Raw genomic sequence first — 17,629 nt, 5'->3', positions numbered from 1 at the left:
AAGACCGATTATGATACCATTTGATTTCTCGTGGTATTCTTTCACCGTGATCCCCTATGCTATGATATCTCTGTAGGTAACTATTGGAGGGCTGCTGTAAGGCAGAATCATACATAGGGAGGGCGCTATGGTAAAAATTCATTTTGAGATCATGTCTAAATATGAGCAGAAGGGGGAACCTGTATCGGTTGCGGTCCCATTTCCCAAAGGAAAAGCGGATTATGGGGATCTGCCTCTGTTTACTGTGCAAAGAGGAGAGGAAACTTACCCGGCTCAGTACAAGGTGACCGCTGACTGGGAAGATGGGTCCATTAAGTGGCTTCTTGTTAATTTCCTGGCAGATCTGCCGGCTAACCGTGCCGTGGATTACTGGCTTTCCAGGGAGGAGGGGGCGCCCCGGCCGTTAACCCCAATTGTTTTTAAAGAAGATGGCCATGTGGTGATAGATACGGGAAGCATGAAGGCTGTCCTATCCCCAGCAGGGGCGGACCATATATTTTCAACCATAGAAACAGGGGGATACCTGTATAATGAGAGGACGGTAATGGGCCCGTATATGACTGACAGGGCCGGCCGGCAATATATGATCCGCATTGGGGATGATGGATGGGAGATACTGGAGGACGGTCCGGTCCGGGCTGTCCTCTGTACAGAGGGTAAACATTATGACGAATCAGGGGAGAGTTGGTTTGATTATAAGCTGTTAGTCTATGCGTACCGCAACAAGGATTGGCTGAAGTTTGATTACCAGTTTATAAACTGTGAGGAAGACAGGGAACACAGGGAACACTATGACCTTGAACTGAATGCAGAGGCAGCAGGATTTAAGTACAGCAGGGATTACGCATACGAGGATGTTAAGGGGATCGAGGTGCGGATCGATCCCGGCTGCGGCGGGGGGCAGGAATTTAACCATACTCTTTTTACGTCCAGTTTCCACTATACGGCGGAGAAAAAAGCAGGGAGCCAGCGCCTATACCATCTGGTTTCAGCAGATACAATCATTCAAACGGCAAATGAAATGTTTCCCGAAGTCCTGTTCAGCATCTATGCATTGGACTGGCAGGATCAAACCCGCGGGCTTACAGCCGGCGTCTATCAGGCGTACCAGAATTTCCCAAAGGCAATAGAAAGCTCCAGGGAGGGGATTGTTCTGAAGCTAATGCCTCCGGAGTATGGGGAAATGCTGAAGGTGCCCCAGGGGGCGGCCAGGACATCCCGGTTCCATCTCTCATTCCATGGAAAGGATATGACAGAAGACCAGATCGTGGACAGGGAACTGTTGTTTCAGCGTCCGGTAATACCGGTGCTGGATCCCCAGGTATACATGGACTCAGGTGTATTTGGCAGTCTGGTATCCAACCAGTACCATCACAGCACGGAGCGTTTCCTGTTCCGCTATGTGGATTCCAGGGCAAAGGGACTGGGGATGATGAACTTTGGTGATGGCCCGGAATGGGAGTACATGAAGCAGGGACGCTCAGAAGGGCTGGATGTTTGGATCAATAATGAGTATGATATGCCTCACAACTTTATGCTCATGCTTGCCAGAACAGGGGATTCCAGGTATTATGACTACCTGAAGGCATCCACGGAACACTGGTATGATGTGGATTTCTGCCATTATAGCCAGAATACCCACAAATACGGATTACTGTATACCCATAGCGTGGATCATGTGACAGGCCAGCCGGTGCCCAGCCATCAATGGGTGGAGGGGTTCCTGGACTACTATCATCTCACGGGAAATAATCAGGCATATGAGGCTGCCATGACCATCGGGAACCGTTTGATCCAGCTGCTGAAGCTGCCCCTTTATCAAACCACGGGAACGGTGGAACCCAGGGAGATCGGATGGGCCATGAGGACATTCCTTGCTTTGTACCAAGAGACACATGAGGAACGCTGGCTGGACGCATGCCAGCCGATCGTGGAGGTTTATATTGAGTGGGCCAATGCATATGGGTCATGGACCTCACCCTACCCTGACAACCACCTTGCCAGGGTGCCGTTTATGATCAATGTGGGAGTGGTGGGGCTTACAGGCTATTACAGGCTGCGTCCGGACCAGCGGATCAAGGAAACGGTCCTGTCTGTGATCAATGAGATGATGGATGAGTGTTATGTGGAGCGGGCCGGAACTTTTTATGGCAAACAGTCACCTGCGGTCCGCTACCTCAATCTAAACGGTATGGTGCTGCAGTCCCTGGCAATTGCCTATGAGCTTACAGGGAACAGGAAATATATCGATGCAGGCATGGGGATGTTCCAATGGATTTCCGTTGAGAACCTTCCGCCCGTGTATGATTTTTCAAAGATAAAGCGGGATGAGTTTACCGTTATATACAATTGTCCGGTGGGGCCAAAGCGCTGCGCCCAATCTTTGATTCCTTTCCTGCACTTTTATAAGTATGTAATGGAGTTGGGGATACTGGAACCGGGATTTTAACCAAAAGCCAGTGTTGGGGGGATAGGGAGTGGATCAGCTTTCAATCCCTCCCAATTCCACAATGGTTCCCATCCCTTTTTTGCTTTGGATCCTGACATAACCGCTCCTATATGCTAGGCGGATACGCTGGCTGATATTTTTAAGCCCAATGTGTTTTCCCGAACTGTCTACCTGTTCTTCCATCAGCGCCTGCTGCAGATCAGCCAGGCGCTTTTTGTCCATTCCATAGCCGTTGTCAATAATAAAAACTGAAAGAAATCCATCCGTAGAACGGATCTTGATTTTGATCCACAGCTTTTCAGGCGTGGTTTTGCCTGAATGGGTGATGGAATTCTCAATAATGGGCTGCAGAAGCAGGCGGAGGATGGGGGCGTCCAGTATGTCATCGGTGTATTCCCAGGTGACATGGAAGCAGTCCCTGTATTTAAATGACTGGAGTTGGATATAATTTTTGGTAACAGCGATTTCCTCCTGCACGGTTACCGGCTTCATAGGCTCATCCAGGGAATACCGCAGCAGAGAAGACAGCTCCAGGATCATCTGATTGGCAGAGGTGGGCCTGCCGCATGCCTTCAAAATCTCTAGGTCGATGCTTTGAAGGGTATTAAATAAAAAATGAGGGTTCAGCTGATATTGCAGGGCGGATAATTGGGCGGTTGATAAAGCATATTTTTTTGCATCCAGCTGTACCTTCAGATACGTCTGGGACATAAACAGGTTGATCACATTGTTGATAATGTGGAAATAAGGACTGCCAGGAACTGCTTTTAGTCCGTTCTGAGCATGGAATTCTCCCTTTTCAGCCTGGTCAAACAGGTCAATGATCTGGAATATCTGCTGATAATCACGGCGGGTGAAACAATATGCCAGAACTGAGGATACAAGGATACTAAGGAAACCGGCGGCAATAGTAAGGTGGAGGATTTTATTGGAAAGCCCGAAGACTTCGCTTCGTGGGATCATGGATACGTAGCGAAAACCATAGTTTCCCGGAAATGTCTCTGAGTTTATATAGTAACCGTGTAAGAGCAGGTTGTCCGGATGGTTGTCCAGGGTATCGGACAAGGCCTGGGATTGTACGTCCTCTGGAAGGGAACCGGCATTCTCATTAAAAAACAGGATCTGGCCGTCCCTGCTTAAGATCATAAGGGCCTGACCATCATAATCAGCTACTGAATTCAGCCATTTGTTAAAATATTCCTGATTGATGTTAATGGCCATCAGTTCATTGTATTTCATCCTCTGATACACGGTTACGGACGGTATGGTATGGGTATCAAATTTATTCTTTTTGATGTGGCGTATCTGTATATATGAAGATTCCTCACGCCCATCCATTATACCGGCCCAATCTTTGTCAATGGAGTCAGAGAACCGTTCACGGTTAAGGCCGTTTATATAATAAGGGCTGTTTTGCATTGTTATGTACAGCGACTGTATGTAAGGCTTAGTACTCTGTGAGTAATAAATGTTCTGCATGGACTGCTCCAGCCTCTGTATCATTTCCATGTCAAGATGTTCATTGTTCAGCGCTTGGATCAGTGCCAGGTGAAGCTGGGCATCTGAGTTCATGGTGACCCTGTAAAATTCCAGGGTATTGGTCAGCTCACTGAAGAACTGTTCCATTAAATCTGTGGTGGCCATGGTTTTGGCCTCCGCCTCCTGCTTTACTTTCAGATTGATGAAAAATACGGAAACAGAGCCGAAAATGCAGATGGGGATCAGTGTCAGGCTTATGAACATGATAAATTTGGAAATAAAAAACTGCTTTTTCATATAGGCAGCTCCTGTTCCCGGAATTCCCTTGGAGTTTTTCCGCAATACTGTTTAAATGCGCGGGAAAAATTCTTAGGATTGTCATATCCCACTGCGGCTGCCACTTCGTATGTTTTCAGGGTGATATCACGCAACAGTCCCGCTGCTTTTTCCATTTTCACATCCAACACGTATTCGGAAAAGTTTTTCCCCTTCTTACGCTTGAATATCTTTGACAGATAATTGGGGCTCAGACTGACAAGGATTGAGGCATCCTCCAGGTTTGCATTCTGAAAATGTTCATCCACATACTGGGTTACCTGGTCCACAATAAGATCGTAATAACCAGGTGATTGTTCATCTATTTTACGGATTCCCCTGGATGCGTCCAGGCTTTCGCGTATCTTGGTGAAAACCTGTATAATGGTATCATATTTGATGGGTTTCAGGATGTATTCCTTTACCCCAAAACGGAGGGCTTCACGGGCATACTCAAATTCCGCATATCCGCTTAGAAGGACAACCGTCACATCGGGATAATCCTTGGAAAGGGCGTGGGACAACTCCAACCCGTCCATTTTGGGCATACGGATATCACTTAAGACCACGTCCACCAGATAGCGCTCTATGTAGTCCAGTGCACTTTTTCCATTGGGGAATGTACCGGCTATCTCAAATCCCATCTCGGCCCATGGATAACAGGCAGCTATACCTTCACATATACTGCTTTCATCATCTACGATAATCAACTTGTACATACATTCCTCCAAACAGATAGATAATGATACCATTTCGTTGCTTGCAATTCTTGTCAGAAATTACGATGAATTATATCATAATTATATTAGATACTATAAAAATTGTAAAGATAGAATGACCAGGGGGGATATTATATGAAAGCCATAAAATATACGGTCAATAATCAGAAAAAAAAGAGGCTGAAAGACTACAGGGGACTGTTTTTTATCATGCCCTGGCTGATCGGTTTTTTGTTTTTGCAGCTGTATCCGTTTTTAGCCTCACTGTACTACTCATTTACCCAATATAGTGTTTTGGGACAGCCGAAATTCATAGGGCTAGACAATTATATCCGTCTTTTTACCATTGATCCAGATTTTAAAAAATCCATTATGGTTACAATGAAATATGCGTTGATCTCAGTTCCAAGCAAGCTTTTCTTTGCCCTGATCGTTGCATTGATCCTGAACATGAGGTTAAAGGGCATCAATGGCTTTAGGACTGTCTACTATATCCCGTCCATTTTGGGAGGAAGCGTGGCGGTATCAGCGCTGTGGCGGCTGATGTTTATGTCAGACGGGATTTTGAACAAGCTGCTGGAACTCATAGGACTGCCCTCTGTCAACTGGCTAGGGCAGGCAGGCACGGCTATGTTTACCATATGCCTGCTGCAGGTATGGCAGTTTGGCTCCTCAATGGTATTGTTCCTTGCCGCGCTGAAGCAGATCCCCGTGGACCTGCATGAAGCTGCAAGTATTGACGGGGCAGGAAAGGTGAAGCGGTTTTTCTATATCACCCTTCCCATTATAACACCCATTGTATTTTTTAATCTGATCATGCAGACCATCAACGCACTGCAGAATTTCACATCTGCATTTGTGATCACCAATGGGGGGCCTCTAAAATCCACCTATTTAATTGGAATGAAACTGTACACAGAAGGCTTCAGCAATTTTAAGATGGGCTATGCTTCTGCAATTTCCTGGATCCTGTTTGCCATTATATTGATCTTTACTTTGTTTATTTTCAAATCCTCCGATGCATGGGTTTATTATGAGGATGGAGGTGACTTTTAAATGAAAAAACACAATGCAATTGCGTACATCCTTTTGGTATTGGTAGGTCTGGTGATTACGTTTCCTTTTATCTGGATGTTTTTCGCCTGTTTTAAGACCAATGCGGAGATACTGGGCTCCACTAAACTCCTCCCTTCTTCCTTTGATTTATCGGCTTTCTCAAGAGGGTGGAACGGTGTGGGCAACATTACCTTTGCCACTTATTTTAAAAACACCTTTGTGATGGTAATACCCACCGTGCTGCTGACCGTGTTCTCCTGTTCCTTTGTGGCTTACGGTTTTGCCAGGTTCAGGTTTCCTTTTAAAAAGTTTTTTTTCGCCTTGATGATTTCCACGCTTATGCTTCCAAACTCCGTTATCATCATTCCGCGGTACTTAATTTTTAATAAGGCGGGACTTCTAAATACATACTGGCCTTTTTATCTTCCGGCCGCATTTGCCTGTTTCCCGTTTTTTATTTTCATGATCGTACAATTTTTGCGGGGAGTGCCGAAAGAATTGGATGAAGCAGCGTATATTGACGGATGTTCGTCTTTGAAGGTCTATTTTCAGATCCTGCTGCCTCTTATAAAGCCTGCATTATTTTCAGCCGGTCTGTTCCAGTTTATGTGGACGTGGAATGACTTTTTTAATACTTTGATTTACATCAGCTCAGTTAAGAAGTTTCCTGTTTCCCTTGGGCTAAGGGCGTCTCTTGACACTGCCGCACAGGTACAGTGGGATAAGGTCATGGCCATGTCCATGATCAGCATTCTGCCCCTTATCATACTGTTTTTCTTTGCACAGAAATATTTTGTTGAGGGCATCAGCACCACGGGGTTAAAGGGATAAAATCCAACAATGGGAGAGGTAGGGCAGGATGAGGAAAAAAATACATTTTGAGATTGTATCCAGGTATGACAAAAAAATGGAACCAGCCACAGTGGCTGTTCCGTTACCAAAAGGAGAGCTGTATTCGGGAAAAATAAAGTCTCTGAAACTGAAAAAACTGCCTGAGGGCAGGTGCTATCCGGCGCAGTTCAGGGCAACCGGCTTTTGGGAGGATGGCACGGTCAGGTGGCTTCTGGTTCATTTTCTTGGAGATTTACCTGCAAACCAGGAAACGGATTATGAACTTTGCCTGGCAGCGGAGATGCAGGATAAAGAAGAAACAGGATTTCCAATGATTCATGTGCAGCGGGGAGGTGAGTATACAGCCATTGAAAACGGATCAATGCATATAGAACTGGCCAAATCAGGACAGAGATGCATATTCCACAGGATTGTGACACCCGGACATACATACGGTGCGGATGAAATTATCGGGCCGGTCATTAAGGATCAGGAAGGGGATGAGTTTAAGGCAGAGATAGGAGCAGGTGGATGGGAAGTGATCGAAGAGGGACCTGTCAGAGCCGTGGTGAGAACAAGGGGGAGGCATTACTGTGGGGAAAAGAGCTGGTTTGATTATGCTCTTATGATCACCGTTTGGGCCGGAAAACCATGGATCCTGGCAGACTACCAGATCATAAACACGGAGGATGACAGATCCTCAGCCGACAGGCGGGAAATGGTCATCAATAATGAACAGGCCGGTCTTAAATATAACAAAGACTATCCCTATGAAGCGGTAAGGGAAATGAAACTGGAGATCAGGCCTGGAATTGGAGGCGAATGCACAGGGGAAGAAGAATATGGAATTTATACATCCGGCTTTAATTATCATGTGAAGAAAGGAAATCAGGAACCCATTTCAGAACTGATCACAGCTGATACGATCATCAATACGGCAAATGAGATGTTTCCTGAAGTGTTGTTCAGTATTTTTGCAGCGGACTGGAGAAACCGGGATTATGGAGTTACAGCAGGCATCCAGCAGGCATACCAGAATTTCCCCAAAGCATTGGAGGCTTCGGGACAGGGGATCTGCATCAGCTTTCTTCCGGAACTGAACACCATTCTTAAGGTGCCTCAGGGAGTGGCAAAAACTACCAGATGCTATTTGTATTTCCATGAGGTAGAATTGGAAGACAGAATGCTCGTTGACAGGGCGCATCAGTTTGAGATGCCCGCGCTGCCTGTGCTGGCGCCTGAGGTTTATATGGAGGCATCTGTATTAGATCCCTATATTACCGACCAATACCACCATGAGACAGAGCGCTTTTTATACCGGTATGTGGATTCAAGAGCCAAGGGGCTGGGAATCCTGAACTTCGGGGACGGGCCGGAATGGGAGTATATCAAACAGGGCAGGTCTGGGGGAGAGTTGATCTGGATCAACAATGAATATGATATGCCCCACAATTTTATGGTTATGCTGGCAAGGACCGGGGACCGCAGATACTATGATTATATGAAAGCGGCTGTGGAGCACTGGTATGACGTGGATCTCTGCCATTACAGCGGCCAACCTTACAGAAAGGGACTTCTGTATACCCATAGCGTGGATCATGTCAGCGGTCAGCCGGTACCCAGCCATCAATGGGTAGAGGGGTTTCTGGATTACTATCACCTGACCGGCAGTCCGTACGGTTTGGAGGCTGCCAGATCCATTGGACAGGGGCTGCTGAAATTGATGGAACTGCCCATTTACCATGCCACAGCCACAGTGGAACCGCGTGAGATCGGGTGGGCCATGAGGACATTTATGGCTCTTTACAGGGAAACCTGGGAGCAGAAATGGCTGGATGCCTGTGAACCTATTGTGAAGGTATACCTGAAATGGGCAGAGGAACTGGGAACATGGACTACCCCATACCCTGACAATTACATGGACCGGGTGCCTTTTATGATGCATGTGGGTATTGTGGGACTCTATCAATATGATCAGGTATGCCCGTCCCGGGAGATAAAGCAGACCATGATAAATGTGGTGGACGATATGATACAGTATTGTTACATCCCAAGGGCGGATGTGTTCTTTGGAAAACAGTTTCCGGCTGTCAGATTTTTAAACCTGAACGGAATGGTGTTGGAGAGCCTTGCCATAGCCTATGAGCTTACCGGCGACCGTGCATATATGGAAACCGGACTTGGGATGTTTGAGTGGATCACCAGGGAAAACCAGCCGCCCTTGTATGATTTCTCAAAATACAAACATGATGATTATACAGTGATCTATGATTGTCCGTCCGGCCCAAAGAGGTGTGCCCAGACTCTGCTCCCCCTTTTGCATTATTACCGGCGGGCTGTGGAACTTGGGTATTTAAAGAACAGGGAACAAATAATGAATTCAGGAGGGTACGTATGAAAAAAATTAAAAAACTGGTATGTATAGCGCTTTCAGGGATCATGATGGCATCTGCCATGTCAGGCTGCACAGCAGAAACCAAGGAGACAACATCTGCCCCTGAGCAGAAGGAGGTCCCGCACAAGGACGGGACAGAAAGCCCGACAGCGGAGAATCCGGCAGAAAGTCCGGCAGCGGAGAGCCCGGAAGCAGGGGAACCGGTCTCGCTTCGTTTTGCCTGGTGGGGCAATGATGCGCGGCATGAAAAGACCATAGAAGTGATTAAAATGTACCAGGAAAAACATCCCAATGTGACCATTGAACCGGAATACAGGGGCAAATCTGAGAGAGAGAAGGTAGCAACGGAGCTGGGGAGCGGTACGTCAGCGGATATTGTGCAGCTGAACCCTCCGTGGATGGGAGATTTTGTTTCCAACGGTGATTTTTTTGTGGACCTGGGGCAATATGGTTACGATATTGAGGGATTTGATAAAAAGCTGATCGATAACTATTGTACCTATAACGGTACCTTGATCACACTTCCCAGCGGCCTTAATGCCAGATGTTATATTATGAATAAAACCAAGCTAGATGAGTTTGGCATTCCTTCTGGTTTAGATACAGCGTGGACATGGGATGACCTCATTACCATTGGCAGGACCGTACATGAGAAGAACCCGGACATGTATTTTCTGAACATTGATAAAAGTGATATGGTAGAGTTTGTAATGCGTCCGTATATCATTCAGAAGACGGGGAAATTCCTTATTGACGATAACTTTGAACTGGGCTTTACAAGGGATGATCTGGTGGATGCGTTGAATTATGCAGCCAGACTGTACACGGAGAACGTGGCAGTCCCTGCTGCGGAGGGCAATACCTTTTTGAACGCCACATGGACCAACCCGGACTGGATCAACGGAAAACTGACATCCAGGCTTTCGTGGACATCCCTTATTACAAGTGAAACGTCAGATTCTGAAGATACCTTTGTACCCACAGGACTTCCCATGCGTCAGGATGCAAAGGACACATCTGTGGTGGTGAAACCGTCACAGTTGTATGCCATTGTAAAGACATGTGAAAATCCTGAGGTAGCAGCAGATTTCCTGAACTTCCTCCTTACTGATGAAGAGGCAGGAAAGGTATTGGGGGACTGCCGTGGAGTTCCTCCCTATAAGGCGGTTCAGGACGCATGTATGGAGGCGGGCGTCTTAAACGAAAGCGTGATCATTGCAACCCAGTATGCACAGGAAAATGCCGGACTTTACGAAAACACAGCATCTACAAATGCAGAGATAACAGCGGTACTGATCGATGCGGCGGAAGTGGTTTCTTATGATTCCACAAAGGTAGAGTCTGCGGCAGATCAGGCAATGACACTGATCGAGGACATTTTATCAACATTAAGGTAACATGGAGCAGGGGGGCGGGAGCAGCGGAAAGACCGGCTCCCCTGAACTGTGTGGAAAGGAACATTGTGGGAAATAAGTGGTATCTTTCAGGGAGAAAGCTGTTGGATCAGATCAAAGAGACAGAATATCCCGATCATATGGCGGCCATATGGTATATTGGACAGATGGGTCTGGTTATTAAATGGAAGGGAACAATTATATATATTGATCCGGTCCTGAATGATCTGTTCAGGCCGGATGGAATCAGCAGGAGGCTTTATCCTCCGCCGTACACCGGCCAAATGGTGGATCGGGTGGATTGGGTCATCTGTTCCCATAACCATGCGGACCACATGAATGCAGACACACTGAAACCTATGTGGGAAAATAACAGGCATATGAGGGTAGTGGTCCCTTATCCGGTGACAAAAGTGCTGGAGTGCTCCGGGATTCCTGAACATGCAATTGTGGGGGCAAAGGAGTTTGAGCCTGTATCGTTAACAGAGGAGATCCAGCTTCTTCCAGTGGGGGCAGCCCATGAATCCTATGAGACGGATACGTCAGGCAACCAGTGTTATCTTGGCTATTTCCTGGACTTGGGTGGTATTAGGATATATCATTCCGGGGATACTATGTTAACAGAAAGGCTTCTCACAGATATCAAAAACAAAGGGCCGATCACCGCCGCTTTCCTTCCTGTCAATGGCACGGATTTAGAGAGACGCGGCAGAGGGATCGTAGGAAATATGGATGGCCGGGATGCCGCCTATCTGGCAGCAGAGGCCGGGGTTGACTTAGTGGTGCCCCTTCACTATGATATGGTTGAGGGAAACACAGAGAATCCGCTTTTATTTGCCTTTTATATGGAAGAACTGTATCCGGGGCGCAAATATGAAATCATGAAATTGGGACAGCGATTGATTGTGGAAAAAGTTTAATACTGGAAACTCTCACATTTATTGTGGGAGTTTTATTTTTGCTCTTGACAAACTTGTTTAAACAAGATATAATCATATCATAAAATACTTGTCTAAACAAGTGCGGGCGATGATGTGCTAAGAGGCAGTTTAAAATGAACAGATGATCGCAAAGAAACAGGTTAAAGTGAGATGTTTCAGTCTGAGGAGGTAATTATGGCAGGGAGATTTACCGAGGATTCTAAGAAGCTGTTGGAGTATGTGGGAGGACGGGAGAATATAGCGGCTGTTTCCCACTGTGTTACACGGATGCGGTTTGTGCTCAATGATCCGTCCAAGGCAGATACAGGGGCCATTGAATCCCTGGCGTCCGCCAAGGGCACATTTACACAGGCGGGACAGTTCCAGGTTATTATCGGCAATGAAGTGAGTACATTTTACAATGATTTTGTGGCAGTGGCAGGGATTGAAGGCGTGTCCAAGGATGCGGTGAAAAAGGCGGCCAAACAGAACCAGAACATGCTTCAGAGGATCATGAGCAGCCTGGCGGAGATATTTGCCCCCCTGATCCCGGCTATCATAGTGGGAGGTCTGATCCTGGGCTTCCGCAATATCATTGGGGAGATCGCCCTGTTTGACGGGGGGACCAAGACCTTGACCCAGGTATCCGTGTTCTGGGCAGGCATGAACAGCTTTCTGTGGCTGATCGGCGAGGCTGTGTTCCATTTCCTGCCTGTATGTATTGTATGGTCTATCACAAAGAAGATGGGGACTACCCAGGCACTGGGGATCGTGCTGGGCATTACACTGGTCTCGCCCCAGCTTCTTAATGCCTACAGTGTGGCTTCAACGGCCGCGGCTGAGATACCCAAGTGGAATTTTGGGTTCATGCAGGTGGATATGATCGGATATCAGGCACAGGTGCTGCCCGCAGTGCTGGCAGGATTTACACTGGTCTATCTGGAGCGGTTTTTCCGAAAGATCTGTCCGTCCGTGATATCCATGATCGTGGTTCCCTTCTGTTCCCTGATCTTATCCGTGATCGTGGCCCATGGAATCCTGGGACCCATTGGCTGGAAGGCGGGAGCCGTGATCTCAGACCTGGTGAATGCAGGCCTTACATCCTCCTTTAAAGGAGTGTTTGCGGCAGTGTTCGGATTCTTTTATGCGCCCCTTGTCATCACCGGCCTTCACCATATGAGCAATGCGATCGATCTGCAGCTGATCGCTGATTTTGGGGGAACCACCCTGTGGCCTATGATCGCCCTTTCCAATATTGCCCAGGGCTCCGCGGTTCTGGCTATGATCTGCCTGCAAAAAAGGGATGCAAAGGCAAAGGAAGTATCTGTACCGGCCTGCATCTCCTGTTATCTGGGCGTTACGGAGCCGGCCATGTTTGGCGTGAACTTAAAGTATGGATTCCCCTTTATCTGCGGTATGGCCGGATCCGCGGTGGCGGCAGCGCTTTCCGTAATGTCCGGTGTAAAGGCTAATGCCATCGGAGTGGGCGGTATTCCCGGAATCCTGTCCATACAGCCTCAATACATGGGGATCTTTGTAATTGCAATGGCCGTAGTGATCGTAATTCCCTTTGGTCTGACATTTATTATTGGAAAGCGCAGGGGAATTGGAACAGAGGGAAAGTCTGACGGCGAAAGGGAGGAACGGACAGGGGATGTGGCTGTAGAACAGCTGACAGCATATGTTTCCGGCCGGGTCATTCCCATGGAGGAGGTGCCGGACCAGGTGTTCGCATCCAAAGCCCTGGGGGACGGCATTGCCATTGAACCTGAGGATGAAGTGCTGAGAGCGCCGGCAAACGGTACGGTTGCAGTGGTCATGGATGGAAGCCTTCATGCCTGCGGTCTGGTACTGGATAATGGAATGGAGGTGCTGCTCCATATTGGTCTGGATACAGTGGACATGAATGGGGAAGGGTTTGAGGCCCTGGTTAAACCGGGGGACCGGGTGAATGCGGGAGATCAGCTGATCCGCTTCAGCAGGGAACGGATCCGCAAGGCGGGCCACCCCGATATGGTTATTATGGTTGTGACCAACCCGGGAAATACGGCCAGCATAGAATGGAAATTCGGTTTCCTCGCCAGCGCGGGGGCCGATGCGGTGGCAGTGCTTAAGTGAGACAATAAAGGAGGATCATAATGCGGGATTTTAAGAGCAGTACCATCTATCAGATATATACAAGATCATTTCAGGATTCCAGCGGAAGCGGGCAGGGTGATATAAGGGGAGTGATCCGGCGTCTGGATTATCTCAGGGAGCTGGGAATTGATTATATATGGCTTACACCCTTTTTCAAATCCCCCCAGAATGACAATGGATATGATGTGGCGGACTATCTGTCCGTGGATCCTATGTTCGGCACCATGGAGGATGTGGAGGAACTGATCGCCCAGGCCGGAAAGCGGGAGATCGGCTGTATGTTTGATATGGTATTTAACCATACATCCACGGAACATGCCTGGTTTAAGAAGGCCCTGGAGGGGGACCCGGCTTATATGGACTATTATATATTCCGGGACGGGGAGCCGGAGAACCCTCCCACCAACTGGCAGTCCAAATTTGGAGGCAGTGCATGGGAATATGTGCCCCATCTGAAGAAATGGTACCTCCACCTCTTTGATGTAACACAGGCCGACCTGAACTGGGATAATCCAAAGGTGCGCAGGGAGCTTGAGAAGGTGGTCCTTTTCTGGAAGGAAAAGGGAGTCAGGGGATTCCGGTTTGATGTAGTGAACCTGATATCCAAGCCTCCACTGCTGGAGGATGACTATGAGGGAGATGGACGCCGCTTTTATACCGATGGTCCCCATGTCCATGAATACCTTCAGGAACTTACAAGAAACACGGGGATTGATGCTATGGTCACGGTGGGGGAAATGTCCTCCACTTCTCTGGACAACTGCATCCGTTACAGCTGCCCGGAAAACAGAGAGCTTTCCATGTGTTTTAATTTCCATCACCTGAAAGTGGATTACAGAGGTGGTGATAAATGGAAGTTGATGGAGCCTGATATGGCGGAACTGAAGCGTCTGTTTATGGTATGGCAGGAGGATATGGCAAAAGGAGGCGGGTGGAATGCGGTATTCTGGTGCAATCATGACCAGCCCAGGGCCATCTCCCGCTTTGGGGATGACAGGCGTTACTGGAAGGAATCCGGCAAAATGCTGGCAACCGTGATCCATATGTTCCGCGGAACGCCCTATGTGTACCAGGGGGAGGAGCTGGGAATGACCAATCCCTGCTTTGAAAGCATTTCCCAGTACAGGGATGTGGAAAGCACCAACTATTATCAGATCCTCCAGGAACAGGGCTGCACTGCCAAGGAGGCGCTTTACGTCATCCAGAACCGCTCCAGGGATAACAGCCGCACCCCCATGCAGTGGGACGGCAGCCGGTATGCCGGTTTTTCCGATGCCCGGCCATGGATCGGGATACCTGAGAACCATACTTATATCAATGTGGAGGATGAAAAAAAGGATCCTGATTCCATTTTCCATTATTATAAGCGCCTCATATCCCTGAGAAAAGAATATGGTGTGATCCAGGAAGGGGACATTGAGTTCCTTCACCGCAGCCATCCCCGGATCCTGGCATACAGGCGAAGTGATGAGGAAAATGAGCTGATGGTCTGGAATAATATGGGGAGTACGGCTGCTGCGCTTCCTGAGCCCTTTGGCCTGTGGGGGTGGAAGCTGCTCATTGGAAATTATGAGGATGAGGATGGAGCCGGGTTAGGAGATGATGGTGTGGGGAAATCCTGGTTAAGGAGTCTGCGTCCCTATGAAAGCCGGGTGTATATACGGAACAGGACAGGAGGAGACAGTTCGTGCGGGTAACGGTAAATCCGTCTGTCCCTACCATATTTTAGGCCGGTCTTCCGGCTTCCGATACATGCCGTCCCCCTCTTTTATGTCAAAGGCAGTATAGAAGCCATCGGTTGCGGACAGAACCCCATTGACACGTATGATCCCGGGGGCATGGACATCATTGGACATGATATAGGACAGGTATTCATCCCTGTATTTGCTGGCCCACACAGAGGCGTAGGCTTTGTATAGCTCTTTCAGGTCATAGCCTTCCTTTTTGGCAATCTCCGTCAGGCAGGAGACAGCCCCGAGATCAGCAATGTTTTCCGTGGCGCTGAGACTGCCGTTGACCGGTATCCCATTGACCTCCATCAAGCTGTAGTAATCTATGACTTTTTGGCCCAGCTCCTTAAAATGCTGTCGGTCCTCATCAGTCCACCAGTCCCGCAGGTTTCCCTTTTCATCATACTGGGAGCCGGTAGTGTCAAAGGCATGGGTGATCTCGTGCCCGATCACGGTTCCGATGCCGCCGAGATTGGCCACCGGATTCCCATTGGCAGAGTAGAAGGGGGCCTGCAGGATGGCTGCCGGGAATACGATTTCATTGTTCCCGGGGTTATAATAGGCATTGACGGTCTGGGGAGTCATCCCCCATTCGCCTCTGTCCACGGGATCGTGTCTGGTCTCAAACCTGAAATCCTGTTCCGCTTTTTTTAGGGACAGGATATTATCTATATAGAGCCCGCCCTGATCGGGGGGAGTTAATTCCAGTTCATATCTGTCCTGGGGCCATTGATCCGGATAGCCCACCTTTATGGTCAGGTTAGCCAGCTTTTTCCGGGCTTCCTGCCGTGTGGACCCGCTCATCCAGTCCATTGATGCAAGCCGCTGGTCATATACCCTTATGATTTTTTGGATCATAGCGGTCACATCCTGTTTGGCACTCTCGTCAAAATAGTTTTGGCAGTATATCCTGCCGCACTGATATCCCAAAAACTGCTGGACGGATTCGGATACGGTCCTGTCAAATGATTTTTTCTGTTCAATGCCGTTGGCGGATGTCTCATATACCTGGGCCGCATCCAGGGACTTTGTGCCTGCGATCCGGGACAGGTCCGAATACAGGCATGTCTTTACATAACGTTTCAAGAGAGGAAGATGTTCCTCTGAAAGGTATTGGCCCAACTTACGGCACAGGTCGGGCTCCGGTATGATGGTTTTTTCAGTCTGCTGAACGCCGTAGACATCTTCCAGGAGGGAAAAGGGAAGTGCGCCGGAATAAATAGCAGCCGCATCCTTTGCTGTATACACATTGTAGGTCTTAGACGAATCATAGGCCTCCTGTATAGTCAGGGACGAGGATGCCAGATCCTTCATCATTGCAGTCACCTGCGCCACGGTTTCCACTGCCTCCTGATGACTTGCTCCGTTTATTTCCTGGAGTGTGGTGAGATATTTTATATATTCCTCCACACGTTTCTTGTTGGAGTCATCCTCTGAAAACCATATTTCCCTTGTAAGCCCCTTGTCCGGCGGGCACACGTAGGCTGCTTTGACCGAGGAGTCCTGGCTGTCCCCTTCATACTCAATTCCTATCAGGCTGTAATATCCGTAATCCTTGTGGAACTGGAGGCAGGATCTTAACAGCTGGTCCAGTGTCCCGGCTCCGTCCACCTCCTTAAGAAATGCTCCGGCCGCCTGGCCGTAACCTCCCTTGTCCCTGGCTTCCTTATCCAGTCCGGTCAGGTTCAGGGCACGGATATTATACATATCCCTGCTTTCCCGGGGACGTTCCTGACTATTCCCCAAGGCGCCTTCCCGGGCGTTCTCCCGGGTATTCTCCAGGGGGGATTCCAGGGAGGAAACCTGTTGGATGATTTTGTTGACCTTTTCATAACTGTCCTCCCGGGATACCCGGAACCAGCTTATCTCAGGCTGGTCTGCCGGAATCGTCCACTCCTCCAGAGTCCGGCGGTTTACCGCGCTGTAAAAATCATCAGCGTAAGACGGGACCGTACTGGCCCTGGGCGGTGCGGCTGCTTCTGAGGCGCGGATGGAGTCCGGGGCGGAGGAGTCCGGGGTGGAGGAGTCCGGGGTGGAAGCGTCATGTGCAGGGAAGTCAGGGGAAGAGTCCGGGGCTTTTTCCCCATGGGAAGGACCGGATCCCCCGTGGTTTTCAGGGTAATAGCTGATGACAGCCAGGGCCATGGCGACCGCGACCGCGGTCCAGACAGAGGAATGATTTCTTTTTTTCATTAAAATGTC

Annotated in this window: 11 protein-coding genes; 8 read left to right on the top strand and 3 right to left on the bottom strand. The window is 48.6% G+C overall.

Annotated features, from left to right (window positions below; translation table 11 throughout):
• Positions 1–127: 127 nt before the first annotated feature.
• Entirely contained in the window at positions 128–2,449 is a 2,322-nt protein-coding gene (locus HMPREF9469_RS21710) for an RIFT barrel domain-containing protein (protein WP_007866835.1), read from the top strand.
• A 33-nt stretch (positions 2,450–2,482) separates the two neighbouring features.
• On the opposite strand, the gene HMPREF9469_RS21705 is transcribed toward HMPREF9469_RS21710, so the two are convergent.
• Complete coding sequence (locus HMPREF9469_RS21705) at positions 2,483–4,225, bottom strand: sensor histidine kinase (protein WP_007866832.1); 1,743 nt, start codon at positions 4,223–4,225, stop codon at positions 2,483–2,485.
• A complete protein-coding gene (locus tag HMPREF9469_RS21700; RefSeq protein WP_007866829.1) occupies positions 4,222–4,962 on the bottom strand; it encodes a response regulator transcription factor in 741 nt (246 codons plus the stop codon). The genes HMPREF9469_RS21705 and HMPREF9469_RS21700 overlap by 4 nt, the downstream gene beginning before the upstream one ends.
• A gap of 210 nt (positions 4,963–5,172) precedes the next feature.
• On the opposite strand from HMPREF9469_RS21700, the gene HMPREF9469_RS21695 reads away from it, so the two are divergent.
• The 7 genes from HMPREF9469_RS21695 (at position 5,173) to treC (ending at position 15,394) form a co-directional block, all read left to right on the top strand.
• Positions 5,173–6,018, top strand: a complete 846-nt coding sequence (locus tag HMPREF9469_RS21695) for a carbohydrate ABC transporter permease (RefSeq protein ID WP_334291331.1) — start codon at positions 5,173–5,175, stop codon at positions 6,016–6,018.
• A complete protein-coding gene (locus HMPREF9469_RS21690) occupies positions 6,019–6,849 on the top strand; it encodes a carbohydrate ABC transporter permease (RefSeq protein WP_007866821.1) in 831 nt (276 codons plus the stop codon).
• Between the two features lie 28 nt (positions 6,850–6,877).
• Positions 6,878–9,247, top strand: coding sequence for a hypothetical protein (locus HMPREF9469_RS21685; protein WP_007866818.1), 2,370 nt, complete (start codon positions 6,878–6,880; stop codon positions 9,245–9,247).
• The gene (locus HMPREF9469_RS21680) at positions 9,244–10,641 is read left to right on the top strand and encodes an ABC transporter substrate-binding protein (protein ID WP_007866815.1); all 1,398 of its coding nucleotides are present in this window, start codon (positions 9,244–9,246) and stop codon (positions 10,639–10,641) included. Before HMPREF9469_RS21685 ends, HMPREF9469_RS21680 begins: the two co-directional genes overlap by 4 nt.
• 101 nt (positions 10,642–10,742) lie before the next feature.
• Positions 10,743–11,558, top strand: a complete 816-nt coding sequence (locus HMPREF9469_RS21675) for an MBL fold metallo-hydrolase (RefSeq protein ID WP_152649064.1) — start codon at positions 10,743–10,745, stop codon at positions 11,556–11,558.
• 195 nt (positions 11,559–11,753) lie between these two features.
• A complete protein-coding gene (gene treP, locus HMPREF9469_RS21670; RefSeq protein WP_007866805.1) occupies positions 11,754–13,676 on the top strand; it encodes a PTS system trehalose-specific EIIBC component in 1,923 nt (640 codons plus the stop codon).
• 20 nt (positions 13,677–13,696) lie between these two features.
• Positions 13,697–15,394 (top strand): alpha,alpha-phosphotrehalase, encoded by a 1,698-nt coding sequence (treC, locus tag HMPREF9469_RS21665; protein ID WP_007866798.1) that lies wholly within the window; start codon positions 13,697–13,699, stop codon positions 15,392–15,394.
• Positions 15,395–15,412: 18 nt separating this feature from the next.
• Here treC and HMPREF9469_RS21660 read toward each other — a convergent pair whose 3' ends face one another.
• Positions 15,413–17,620, bottom strand: a complete 2,208-nt coding sequence (locus tag HMPREF9469_RS21660) for a M13-type metalloendopeptidase (RefSeq protein WP_007866795.1) — start codon at positions 17,618–17,620, stop codon at positions 15,413–15,415.
• Between the last annotated feature and the right edge of the window lie 9 nt (positions 17,621–17,629).

The organism is [Clostridium] citroniae WAL-17108 (assembly GCF_000233455.1).
Taxonomy (GTDB): Bacteria; Bacillota; Clostridia; order Lachnospirales; family Lachnospiraceae; genus Enterocloster; species Enterocloster citroniae.
This window is presented reverse-complemented; position numbering and strand designations above follow the sequence as displayed.